Genomic DNA, 12,108 nt, shown 5'->3' on the forward strand with positions numbered 1-12,108 from the left:
CTACTGTCCCCGGATCATGATCAAGGGATCGGCTGTATCAGGCACCCGCCGCCACTGCGCATTGTCGTCGGCCTCGAACTGCCAGGTCTGGCCCGTCGCCGACATCAGAATCATCTGCCCGCGCTCCAGCCGCCACTGGTTCGGCGCAAAGGCCGCAACCGCGGGATCGCATTTCGGCTTCAAAAACACCTGGAAATTATCGCCCGTCGCTTCGGTATTGGTCAGCGTCAGGCCGCAGATCGTCTGGCCGTTGCCGCGAACCATCGACCAGTCGCCGATCATCTGGTCCATCGACTTGGCGAGCGAGCGGGCGGCGGCGAGGTTCTGCAGGATGTAGACGCCCTCGCCGGTCCGCAAGCCTTCGAAGATGCCGCTCTCGACTTCGGTAAAGTCGATCACCGGCTGGCCGGCCGCGTCCTGCAGCCGCACGATATCCAGCCCCTTGATATTCCAGGCGGTGATTTCCTTGGTGAACGGCAGCGCCGCGGCGCATCCAGGCTCGAGCTCGAGCTTGAGCCCCTGCGGCGTCGTATCGCCCTTCAGCGTGACGACGCAGGTTTTGCTGCGCTCGGTGGTGGCCAGCTCCCACTGCCCGACCATGTCCTTCTTCAGGGTCGAGGCATCCTGCGCCGCGACCTGCGACCCAAGTGCAAGCAGCGCCGTCAGCGCTGCCGCCATGCTCGAACACCCACGCGACATCAGCGTCCCTTCACCGGGGTTTCCGGCACGGGCGTCAACGGCGCCTTGCCGGCAAACCAGTTTTTCAGATTGTCGACGACAAGCTGATCCATGGCGTTGCGCGTTACCACCGAAGCTGAGCCGATATGTGGCAGCAGCACGACATTTTGCATGGCCTTCAGCTCGTCCGGCACGTTCGGCTCGTTGGCGAACACGTCGAGGCCGGCCGCAAGAATGGTGCCAGATTTCAGCGCCGCGACCAGCGCCGGCTCGTCGACGACGGAGCCGCGCGCGACGTTGATCAGGACGCCACGCGGACCGAGCGCCTTCAACACGTCGGCATTGATCATCTTGGCGGTGGATGCGCCGCCGGGCACGATCACGATCAGCGTGTCCACCGCCTCCGCCATTTCCATCAGGTCGGGATAGTGCTTGTAGGACACGGCCGAAGACGGATTGCGCGAGTGATAGGACACCGGGACGAGCGAGGCTTCGAGCCGGCGCCCGATCGCCTGGCCGATGCGACCCATGCCGACGATGCCGACCTTGCGGTCACGCAGCGAACCGACGCTCAGGGGATAGTTCTGGGTCTGCCACAGGCCGGAGCGCAGGTAGCGGTCGGCCTTGACGAACTCGCGCAAGGTCGAGATCAGAAGCCCCATCGCTACGTCGGCGACCTCTTCGGTCAGCACATCGGGCGTGTTGGTGACGACGATATTGTGTTCGCGCGCATAAGCGGAATCGACATGGTCGTAGCCGACGCCGAAGCTCGCGATGATTTCGAGCTTCGGAAATTGCGACAGCGCCTTCGCATCGGCCGGCACCATGTGATAGGTCACCGCCATGCCGCGGATCTTCGCTATCGTTTCGGGCGTCAACCGCTCGAGGTCGGCGCGGCTCTCCGCCATATGCAGGACGTACTGATCCGAAAAGCCGTTTTCCAGGATCGGCCGGACGGGCCCGTAGATCAGGAGATCGACCTTTTCGGACGAAACATTCGCGGCAGCCATCAATTTTCCTTTCCAAGCGCGCTCTCATGCCAGCGCCGTAATACCAGATGCGAAACTAGCGCCAGCAGCCCATAGATGACAATCCCGGCGACCGACAGCAACAGCAACGCCGCGAACATTCGGGGAATGTTGAGGCGATAACCGGATTCGGCGATCCGGAAGGCCAGCCCGGAGCCGGCGCCCGCGGTGCCCGCCGCGATTTCGGCGACCACGGCGCCGATCAGCGACAGGCCACCCGCGATCCGCAAGCCGCCGAGGATATACGGCAGAGCCGCCGGCAGTTTCAGGTACCGCAGCGTCTGCAGCCGCGACGCGCCGTAGAGCTGAAACAGCCCGGCCAGATTGCGGTCCACCGAATTCAGCCCAAGCGTGGTGTTGGACAGAACCGGAAAGAAACCGACGATCCAGGCGCAGACGATCACTGCCGTTTGCTGCGGCAGATAGATCAGCAATAACGGCGCAATTGCGATGACGGGCGTGACCTGCAGAATCACGGCATAGGGAAACAGCGAATATTCCAGCCATTTCGATTGATTGAACAACAGCGCCAGCGCGATGCCGCCGACGGCGGCGGCGACAAAACCTTCCAGCGTGGTGAGCAGGGTGACGCCGAGCGATTCCGACAGCACCTGCCAGTCGCCGACCAGCGTCCAAAACACGACATAAGGGCTCGGCAGCACATAAGGCTGGATGTCGTTGACGCGTACCACGAGTTCCCAAAAGCCCAGGCCCGCGGCGAGCACGGCGATGGGCAGCAGCATCCGGCCGATATTCTGGAAGGCGCTCATGCGCTGGACTGCCCGGAATATGAAGGCGCGAGCGCGCTGGAGACTTCGCGGCAATAGCCGGCATATTCGGCCGAGGTGCGGAACTCCTCCCCGCGCGGCTCCACGGTATTGATGCGAAACTCGCTTGCCAGGCGGCCCGGCCGCGCCGTCATCACGGTCACCCGCTGCGACAGATAGACCGACTCGAACACCGAATGGGTGACGAAGATGATGGTCTTGTGCAGCTTGCGCCACAGATCAAGCAGATCGTTGTTGAGCCGGAAGCGCGTGATCTCGTCGAGCGCCGCGAACGGCTCGTCTAGCAGCAGAATATCCGGATCGGTGACGAGCGCACGCGCCAGCGAGACCCGCATCTTCATGCCGCCGGACAGTTCACGGGGATAGGCATCGGAAAATTCGGCAAGACCGACCTGCGCCAGCGCCGCCTCGATGCGGCTGTCGGCCTCAGTCGCCGGCGCATGCGAAAGTTTCAGCGGCAGGCGAACGTTTTCGCGCACGCTTGCCCACGGCATCAGCGTCGGCTCTTGAAACACGAAACCGATGGGATGCCGCCCATCCGCCCGGCTGGCGCGATGGGAAACATTCACCGTGCCTGCGCTCGGCGCGCTGAGCCCCGCGATCAGCCGCAGCGCGGTCGATTTTCCGCAGCCGGAAGGCCCGAGCAACGAGACGAATTCGCCTTTTGCGACATCGAGATCGAGCGGCCCGAGCGCGGTCACGCCATTGTCATAGATCTTGGTAACGGCGCGCAGACGCACGGCAAGGCCGGCCGCATCGATATCCTTCTCGGACAAAGCGGGCTCGGCCATCCCGCGTCAGTTCTTCGGCCGCAGATCGACACCGACGCCCTTGTTGACGAAGCGCAACGTGTAGGCCTGGCGGTAATCGATATCGCGGCGAACCACGCCGGCCCGCACCATCTTGTCGAAGAAGTTCGCCACCCGCGCGTCGGTCATGGCGCCGATGCCGTCGCGCAAGGTATCGCCGGAATCGACGATGCCGTATTCCTTCATCTTGGTGACGGAATAGCCGAGCAATTCGTCGGTCATTTCCGGGTTCATCTTCTTGATTATCGCATTGCCGGCCGAATTGTCGCCGTAGAGATAATTGTACCAGCCGATCGCGGAAGCATCGACGAAGCGCTGCACGAGGTCGGGCTTCTTGTCGACGATCTCGCGGCGGGTCTCGATCAGGGTCGAATAGGCGTTGAAGCCGTGATCGGCGAGCAGGATCACGCCCGGCTTGAAGCCGGCCGCCTTCTCGACGGCATAGGGCTCGGAGGTGACATAGCCCTGCATCGCGCTCTGCTTGTTCACGATGAAGGGCTGCGAATTAAAGGTGTAGGGTTTCACCTTGCTTTCGCTGAAGCCGTATTCGGATTTCAGCCACTGGAAGTAGCTGGCGACGCCTTCTTTGGACACGAATAGCGTGAGCGGCTTGAGATCTTCGAGCTTGGTGAATTTGGTTTCCGGGTGGGTCAGGAAAACCTGCGGATCCTTCTGGAAGATGGCAGCGACCGCGACCACCGGTACGTTGTTGGTAACCGCATCGAACGATTGCAGCGTGTTCGCGGTCATGAAGAAGTCGATTTTGCCGGCGGTCAGCAGAATGCGATTGTTGGTGTTGGGGCCTCCCGGCACGATGGTGACGTCGAGGCCGTATTTCTTGTAGGTGCCGTCGGCAACCGCCTGGAAGAAGCCACCATGCTCAGCCTCCGCCACCCAGTTGGTTCCGAATGACACCTTGTCGAGGGTTTCCGCGCGCGCAGGCATCTCTGCCGCAGCCAGCGCCAGAAGGCCTACGGTTAACGCTCGCGGCAAAAAGGCAGGGTTCATGGTTGGACTCCGTCGATCGTTCTGGCCCATGATGGGAGGCAATGGACGTGGATCACGTCCCCGGGAGCTATCCAGGGTGCGGATAACGTCCCCGGAATATCTAACAAACTACCCCGCAAATTCATCCAAAGAAACGCTTCGCTCGATGGCTTCAACTGTTCCGCCCCACGACTGGACCGAGATCCGCTGGTCCGGCATCGCAAGCGCCGACGCCGCGCGCTGGATCGCGGTGCTGCCGCTGGCGGCGACCGAACAGCACGGCCCGCATTTGCCGCTGGAAACCGACGTCCTGATCGGCGAGGCCTATCTGGCGCGGGTGCGCGAGCTGTTGCCTGTCGCACTTCCCGTCACCTTTCTGCCACTGCAGCCGGTCGGCATTTCCACCGAACATATCGATTACCCGGGCACGCTGACGCTGCCGACCGACGTCGCGTTGAAGGAATGGATGGCAATCGGTGAAAGTGTCGCGCGATCCGGAATCCGGAAGCTCGTGATCGTGACCAGCCATGGCGGCAACAGCGCGGCGATGTCGCTGGTGGCGCAGGATCTGCGCGCGCATCACGGACTTCTCGTGGTGACCACGAGCTGGTCGCGCTTTGGTGCGCCGGATGGGCTGTTTTCCGCGGAAGAAATCCGTCACGGCATCCATGGCGGCGCGATCGAAACATCGATCATGCTGGCGCGCTATCCGCACACCGTGCGGCGAGAGGCGATCGCCGATTTTCGTCCCGCCAGCATCGCGATGGAGAAAAAATTTCGTTGGCTCTCGGCGCATCGGCCGGTGCCCTTCGCATGGCAGACGCAGGACCTGCATGAAAGCGGCGCGGTCGGCGACGCCACCAAGGCCTCCGCGGAGAAAGGCGAACAACTGCTCGATCACGGCGCGCGCGCGTTCTGCGAATTGCTCGACGATGTCGACAAATTCGATCCGGAATTGTTTCTTCGGAAACCATGAAATCGGGATTTTCTTCCCCTAACCACCTGAAATACCAAAGAAATAATTGACGAAACCATATTTCCAGGCGCGTTTTCGAACCGCTTTCCAGCACGCTCCGTCCAACTGGGCATGCGGACCACCATGGCCGCTCAACACAGGATGGAGATTTCCATGTCGATCAAGACCAAGTTCGCCGCTCTCGCTCTCGCTACCCTTGCCGTTACCAGCATGGCTTCCACGCAGTCTCAGGCCAAGCCGCTACACTGGGGTGTCGGCGCCGGCCTCGTTGGCGCAGCTATCGTCGGCACTGCGATCGCCGCTTCAGGCCCCGGCTACTACTACGACGGCTATCGCCGCTGCGGCTGGGTTCGCCAGTTCGACGCTTTCGGCAATTACATCGGCCGCGTCCGGACCTGCGGTTACTGATTTCTGCGGCTGACTTGGTTTCTGTTTGAGAAGCGACTTTCTTCAAGCAAGCCATTTCAAGACCTGACAACGCTTCCTCTTGTTTGACGCGTTTTCTTCACGCGAACCGGAATACCACTTCGCTCGAAAACGCTTCTGTCGTGGATTTGCGTCCAGCACGGGCGCCTCATCCACCCCGTGCTGAACCCGACCCGCCCGGTTGTCCCCCCGGGCGGGTCACCCTTTTTTGGGATGCAGGCTGGCCGTCAGGGCCCGGCCTGTCGCGATGTGTCAGCGATGTCTCCGAACACCCGTCAGCGATCTGTCCGAACGGTAGCTGCGATGACGCACTGGCCAATGTTGCAGCAACGTCACGCAGGCGTGTCATCGAATCGTAGTTGCCGGTCCTCTTCTTGCTATTGCGAATTACTCGCAATAAAGATCAGCCAGAATGCGGATAGTTCCGGTCTGGTGCTGACCGGGGGCGCCGTGGGAATGCGATAGGGCGACGGGGTTGATGACTTCAATTGTTGGGTGGCGGCAGGCATTCGAATCTGCAGTGATGGCAGGCAGCGACAGCATGGGTCGCATCAGGAATGTCTAAACTGTGAACCGCAACCGCCGATCCCTGGAACATGCGCTGGCTGGCGTCGCGTTCGGCGCGCTGGCGCTCGGCAGCCAGGCGATGGCAGCCGACATGCCGCTCAAGGCGCCGCATCTTCGTCCGGCGTTCGACTGGAGCGGCTTCTATCTCGGCGGCCATGTCGGCTACGGCGGCGGCAGCTTCGGTCCCGGTACCAATCCGCTGCCGCTGCAAGGCGTGTTCTTTCCCCACAGCATCACGGGTCTGATCGGCGGCTATCAGGCGGGTTACAATTTTCAGCTCCCGAACAATCTGGTGTTGGGCGCCGAGGCCGATGTTTCGTTCCTGAGCACGCTTGATCGTCCAAGGCTTGATCATCCAAGGCTTGCGCCGGCCCCTTTCAACACCAGCTTCGACTACATTGCCACGGTCCGGGGACGCGTCGGATACGCATTCGGAACGCTGCTGCCCTATGTGACCGGCGGCGTCGCCTGGGCCCGAACCCGCGTCGACGTCAATGATGTCGACGGCAGCGTGTTATCCGAGCGTGGGCATGCCCCTCTTGGCTGGACCGCAGGTATTGGCGTCGAATATGCCGCCGATGCCAAATGGAGTGCAAAGCTCGAATACGGCTACATCGATCTGGGCGCCCGAACCTACGGGCTTGCGGACGTACCGCTGCCGGACGTCGCCATCGACCCGAAGATCCACACCGTCAAGCTCGGATTGAACTACAGGATCTGGGACGGGCCGGCTTCGGCGACGGCGGGCGATTACGCCATCAAGCCACTCACCCCACCCGTATCCAGGGACTGGAACGTCCATGCCCAGACGACCCTCATATCGCAGGGCTATCCGAGCTTCCGCTCGCCATATCAAGGGTCTAACAGCTTGCCCGGCGCCGGACGCGTGCGAGAGACCTGGACGGTCGGAGCCTTCCTCGGATGGCGGTTGTGGGATGGCGGAGAGTTCTATTTTGGTCCGGAGCTTGCGCAAGGTTTTGGAATCGGCGGCACATTAGGCTTGGCAGGGTTTTCAAACGGCGAAGCGCAAAAAGGCGGCGCCGAATATCCGAGATTCCGCGCACAGCGCTATTTCTTCCGGCAGACTTTCGGGCTCGGGGGCGAACAGGAAGAAGTCACCGATGCCGCCAATCAGTTGCCGGGCAAACGCGACATCGACCGGGTTACAGTAACGGTCGGGCGATTTGCCGTCGGCGATTTCTTTGACGGCAATTCCTACGCAAAAGATCCGCGCGTCGATTTCATGAACTGGTCAATGTGGGCGTCGGCGGCCTATGACTTTCCGGCCGACCTTCCCGGATTTACCCGCGGCGCCGTGGTCGAACTCAATCGCAAGGATTGGGCCGTGCGCGCGGGCCTGTTTCAGGTGCCCTCTGCTCCCAACAGCGATGTCCTCACCTTCAAGACCGGCGGAGCTGTTGTCGAATTCGAGGAACGTCATACCGTGTTCGACCAGCCCGGCAAACTGCGGCTCGGCATCTTCGTCAATCGCGGCAATACCGGCAACTACCGCAACGCGCTGGCGATCAGCGCCGCAGACCCGGCGCTCGATATCAACAACGTCATGACAGATATCCAGCGCCAAAATTTCAAATACGGATTTTACGTCAACGCCGAACAACAGCTCATGAAGGATGTCGGCCTGTTCGCCCGCGCGAGCTGGAACGACGGCCGGAACCAAATCCTGTCCTTTACCGACATCGACCGCAGCGTCGCGGCGGGCCTTTCGGTCAAGGGCAGCTATTGGGGACGGCCGAGCGATACATTCGGTTTGGGCGGCGCAATCAACGGACTTTCCGGCGGGCACCGCGATTTCCTGGCGGCCGGCGGCCTCGGCCTGTTGATCGGCGACGGCCGTCTCAACTACAGCAACGAACGAATCCTCGAGACCTACTACGCCTACGCGATCGACAAGAACTTCACCCTCACCGCCGATTACCAGTTGATCACCAACCCCGCCTATAACGCCGACCGCGGCCCGGTCCACGTCTTCTCCGGCCGCTTCCACGGCGAGTTCTAACCGTCGTCCCTGCGAAGGCGGTGACATGTAGCCCGGATGGAGCGCAGCGCATCCGGGTAAGCCTGTCCGCAGGCGAGACGTGCCCAGATTGCGCTTCGCTCCATCCGGGCTACGCGGTCGTATTCGCGCCTCACCCCACCGGCTGGAAAGAATCCGCGCGTGCCATCGCCCAGGCGTCGCGGAAGCGCGGATCGTTGGTGCCTTCGATCAGCTCGCCCGGCCGCAGCGACGGATAGAGTTTCGCGAATGACAATGTGTCGTTCGTGGAGGATCGCTGCGTGAAGTGGATCGGCCGTAATTGCTGCGGATGTTCGAGGCCGGCTGCGGCGATAAGCTCGGATAGGGCGTGCAGGGTGGCGTGATGATAGCTGTAGACCCGCTCGATCTTGAGCGGCACCACCAGCGCGCGGGCGCGGAGCGGATCCTGGGTGCTCACGCCCGTCGGGCATCGATCGGTATGGCAGCTCAGCGACTGGATGCAGCCGAGAGCGAACATGAACCCGCGCGCAGAATTGCACCAGTCGGCGCCGATCGCCATCGCGCGCGCCATGTCGAAGGCGGTCGCGATCTTGCCAGCGGCGCCGATCTTGACGCGGTCGCGCGCATTGATGCCGATCAGTGCATTATGGACGAAATTGACGCCCTCCCGCATCGGCATGCCCAGATGGTCCATGAATTCCAGCGGCGCAGCGCCGGTGCCGCCTTCATTGCCGTCGACGACGATGAAATCAGGATATATCCCGGTCTGCAGCATCGCCTTGCAGATTGCCAGGAATTCCCAGGGATGACCGACGCACAGCTTGAACCCGGCGGGCTTGCCGCCGGATAATCGTCGCATCTCGCCGATGAAGGCCATCATTTCCAGCGGCGTCGAGAACGCGCTGTGCGTGGCCGGCGAAATGCAATCCTCGCCCATGGCGACACCGCGAATTTTGGAGATCTCTTCAGAGACTTTGGCCGCCGGAAGGACCCCGCCATGTCCAGGCTTGGCGCCCTGGCTGACCTTCAGTTCGACCATCTTGATCTGATCGTCGCTGGCGACGCGGGCAAATTCCTCCGGGTTGAACGAGCCGTCGCGGTTGCGGCAGCCGAAATAACCCGAGCCGATTTCCCAGATGATGTCACCGCCATGTTCGCGGTGATAAGGACTGACGCCGCCCTCGCCGGTGTCATGCGCAAAGCTGCCCTTCTTCGCACCCGCATTCAGCGCCCGCACGGCGTGGGGGCTGAGCGCGCCAAAACTCATCGCGGAGATGTTGAAGACCGAGGCCGAGTATGGCTTGGTGCAATCCGGACCACCGATGGTGACGCGAAATTGCTCGACGGCACGAGCTTTCGGCGCCATCGAATGGTGCATCCATTCATAACCGTCGCGGTAGACGTCCTCCTGGGTGCCGAACGGCCGCTTGTCGAGCACCATCTTGGCGCGCTGATAGACCAAGGCGCGGGTGTCGCGGGAAAACGGCATACCATCCTTCTCGCTCTCGAAGAAGTACTGCCGTATCTCCGGCCGAATTTCCTCGAGCAAGAAGCGGATATGCGCCGAGATCGGATAGTTGCGCAAAACCGCGTGGTTCTTTTGCAGGAGATCGCGAATGCCGAGCAGCGTGAGCGAGCCAAAAATCACGATCGGGAGCAGCAACAGCTCCCACACCTTGATGTTATGGTCGAAAATCCCGATGCCGATCAGCAAGGCGGTGACGACGGCGCAGATCGTCAGCACGATATAGCGTGGCGAGAACGGCAGCAGCAGTGTTTCCATGGAATCCCTCGGCTGGATTGTCGTGGCGCCGGCGGCAGCTTAGTCCAACCGCCGGAACGAGCGCTACACGATATACGGGGCGATGCTCACGGAAGTGACGTCGGCTCAAAAAAATAGTTGGTGGCTTTAATAAACCTGTCGCTTTTGCAGTGCAGCGTAACGGCCCGGGCCGGCCAGTCAGTGGCTGTGCAACCGCATCTCGTGCGGGATCTTGCCCTGCTGCAGGCCGTGCTGGGCCAGCCAGGCGTCGGTGGAGAGAATGGCGCGGTCGATATGATCGGCGGTTCGCGAGAAATCGTAGGGCGAGCCGACCAGCGGGCATAGCGGCGGCACCACGAAATACTCGATATCGGGCGCAAGCATTTCAAGCTCGGTGACCAGTTGCCGCGCGATCAGGAGCGTGAGCGCGTGCAGCGCGTTGGCGACCGCCCCGACCGGCGGCGCCTGGTTCGCGCAGGCGTGCCCGGTCGGCAGAATGATCAGGCGCCTGGCGCCCTTCTTCACGGCGACCTGTATCGGCGTGTTGCTGGAGATCGCGCCGTCGGCGAGATAATGATCCTTGTAGCGGATCGGCGAGAACGCGCCCGGGATCGCGGTGGACGCGACGATCGCCTCCGCCGTGGAGCCCTCCGACAACACCACGCTGTCGCCGGAGACGATGTCGGTGGTGACGATATGCACCGGCAACTTCGCCTCTTCCAGATTGCGATAGGGGATGTGATCCTCGATCAGCTTGCGGATGCCGTCATGAGGAATCAGAAAATCGCGGCGCCACAGAAAACTCAGCACCGTCCGCCAGCTCATCGGAAAGACGTCGTGCCGCGTCAAACCGCGCCAGATCGCGGCGAGCCGCTGCACGCCATCGAGCGTAGGATCGCCGGCATAGAATGCGCCGTTCAGGGCGCCAACGCTGCAGCCGACCACCATATCAGCGGCGACGCCATGCGCGGCAAGCGAATGCAGCATACCGACCTGAATGGCCCCGAAGCTGCCGCCGCCCGCAAACACGAAGGCGGTCTTTGCCGGACCGATCTCGTCGCGTACCGACACGCGCGAACTCCCTCATCGCAGCGTCGGCAACAGGCCGCACGGCGTTCGGGAGCGCTTATAGCAGTGGGAGATGGGGTGGGCTACACAGGCCCGCCGTCATTCCGGGGCGATTAGAAGCATCGAACTATGGGGCGCCCCTTGCGTCCCTGAGAATCTCGAGATTCCCCGATGCGCAATTGCGCATCTGAGGTCTGGTCCTTCGGACCATCCCGGAATGACGGTCAACTCATCAACGCTCGACGAAGGCCTTCTCGATCACGAAATGGCCGGGCGTGTTGTGGCTGCCTTCGAGGAAACCGCCGGACTCGAACATCTGCTTCAACTCGTCCAGCATCCCCGGGCTGCCGCACATCATGACGCGATCGGTCTCGATATTGAGCGGCGCCTGGTGGATGTCGTTGAACAACTGCTCCGACGATATCAGGTCGGTGATGCGGCCGCGGTTGCGGAACGGCTCGCGGGTCACCGTCGGGTAATACAGCAGCTTCTCCGACAGCAGCGGTCCGAACAGCTCATCCTCGCGCAGCTTGGCGACGAGTTCCTCGCCATAGGCGAGTTCGGAAACCTGGCGGCAGCCGTGAACGAGCACGATGGTCTCGAAGCGCTCATAGACGTCGGGATCCTTGATCAGGCTCGCGAACGGCGCGAGACCGGTGCCGGTCGACAGCAGCAGCAAACGCTTGCCCGGAATCAGATTGTCGGTGATCAGCGTGCCGGTCGCCTTGCGGCCGACCAGAATCTCGTCGCCCGCGCGGATCTTCTGCAGCTTCGAGGTCAGCGGCCCGTCCGCGACCTTGATGGAGAAGAATTCGAGCTCTTCCTCGTGATTGGCGCTCGCCATGCTGTAGGCACGCAAAAGTGGCCGGCCCTCGACCTCGAGGCCGATCATCGCAAACTGGCCGTTCTGGAAGCGGAAACCGGAATCACGGGTGGCCCGGAAGCTGAAAAGCGTATCGGTCCAGTGGCGAACAGAAAGAACCTTCTCTCTATAGAATGCGCTCATGGGTTTTCGTTTTT

General features: G+C 61.9%; 11 protein-coding genes. 3 read left to right on the forward strand and 8 right to left on the reverse strand.

All coding sequences use genetic code 11. From position 1 onward, the window contains the following. The 5 genes from V1294_RS00965 to V1294_RS00985 are packed head-to-tail and all read right to left on the reverse strand — an operon-like array spanning position 1 to position 4,311. On the reverse strand, positions 1-678 hold the full coding sequence (locus tag V1294_RS00965; protein WP_108512391.1) for a protease inhibitor Inh/omp19 family protein: 678 nt from the start codon (positions 676-678) through the stop codon (positions 1-3). Positions 679-698: 20 nt separating this feature from the next. Next, the gene (locus V1294_RS00970; RefSeq protein ID WP_334494594.1) at positions 699-1,688 is read right to left on the reverse strand and encodes a 2-hydroxyacid dehydrogenase; all 990 of its coding nucleotides are present in this window, start codon (positions 1,686-1,688) and stop codon (positions 699-701) included. Beyond that, positions 1,688-2,449 (reverse strand): ABC transporter permease, encoded by a 762-nt coding sequence (locus tag V1294_RS00975; RefSeq protein WP_334504443.1) that lies wholly within the window; start codon positions 2,447-2,449, stop codon positions 1,688-1,690. The genes V1294_RS00970 and V1294_RS00975 overlap by 1 nt, the downstream gene beginning before the upstream one ends. Before the next feature lie 23 nt (positions 2,450-2,472). Continuing rightward, positions 2,473-3,285 (reverse strand): ABC transporter ATP-binding protein, encoded by an 813-nt coding sequence (locus V1294_RS00980; protein ID WP_334494595.1) that lies wholly within the window; start codon positions 3,283-3,285, stop codon positions 2,473-2,475. A gap of 6 nt (positions 3,286-3,291) precedes the next feature. Beyond that, positions 3,292-4,311 (reverse strand): ABC transporter substrate-binding protein, encoded by a 1,020-nt coding sequence (locus V1294_RS00985; protein ID WP_334494596.1) that lies wholly within the window; start codon positions 4,309-4,311, stop codon positions 3,292-3,294. Positions 4,312-4,456: 145 nt separating this feature from the next. On the opposite strand from V1294_RS00985, the gene V1294_RS00990 reads away from it, so the two are divergent. From V1294_RS00990 to V1294_RS01000, 3 genes are all read left to right on the forward strand, one after another. Further along, complete coding sequence (locus tag V1294_RS00990; protein ID WP_334494597.1) at positions 4,457-5,266, forward strand: creatininase family protein; 810 nt, start codon at positions 4,457-4,459, stop codon at positions 5,264-5,266. 153 nt (positions 5,267-5,419) lie between these two features. Then, complete coding sequence (locus V1294_RS00995; RefSeq protein WP_334494598.1) at positions 5,420-5,674, forward strand: hypothetical protein; 255 nt, start codon at positions 5,420-5,422, stop codon at positions 5,672-5,674. A gap of 586 nt (positions 5,675-6,260) precedes the next feature. After that, positions 6,261-8,279 carry a carbohydrate porin gene (locus V1294_RS01000; protein ID WP_442895303.1) on the forward strand — a complete coding sequence of 673 codons (2,019 nt, stop codon included), beginning with the start codon at positions 6,261-6,263 and terminating at the stop codon, positions 8,277-8,279. A 130-nt stretch (positions 8,280-8,409) separates the two neighbouring features. On the opposite strand, the gene V1294_RS01005 is transcribed toward V1294_RS01000, so the two are convergent. The 3 genes from V1294_RS01005 to V1294_RS01015 all read right to left on the reverse strand — a co-directional run bounded on the left by V1294_RS01005 (position 8,410) and on the right by V1294_RS01015 (position 12,094). Beyond that, on the reverse strand, positions 8,410-10,041 hold the full coding sequence (locus V1294_RS01005) for an FMN-binding glutamate synthase family protein (protein ID WP_334494599.1): 1,632 nt from the start codon (positions 10,039-10,041) through the stop codon (positions 8,410-8,412). Between the two features lie 177 nt (positions 10,042-10,218). Next, positions 10,219-11,091 (reverse strand): patatin-like phospholipase family protein, encoded by an 873-nt coding sequence (locus tag V1294_RS01010; protein ID WP_334494601.1) that lies wholly within the window; start codon positions 11,089-11,091, stop codon positions 10,219-10,221. A 229-nt stretch (positions 11,092-11,320) separates the two neighbouring features. Beyond that, positions 11,321-12,094 carry a ferredoxin--NADP reductase gene (locus V1294_RS01015; RefSeq protein ID WP_108512401.1) on the reverse strand — a complete coding sequence of 258 codons (774 nt, stop codon included), beginning with the start codon at positions 12,092-12,094 and terminating at the stop codon, positions 11,321-11,323. Positions 12,095-12,108 lie beyond the last annotated feature (14 nt).

This window comes from Bradyrhizobium sp. AZCC 1678 (genome assembly GCF_036924765.1).
GTDB lineage: Bacteria > Pseudomonadota > Alphaproteobacteria > Rhizobiales > Xanthobacteraceae > Bradyrhizobium > Bradyrhizobium algeriense.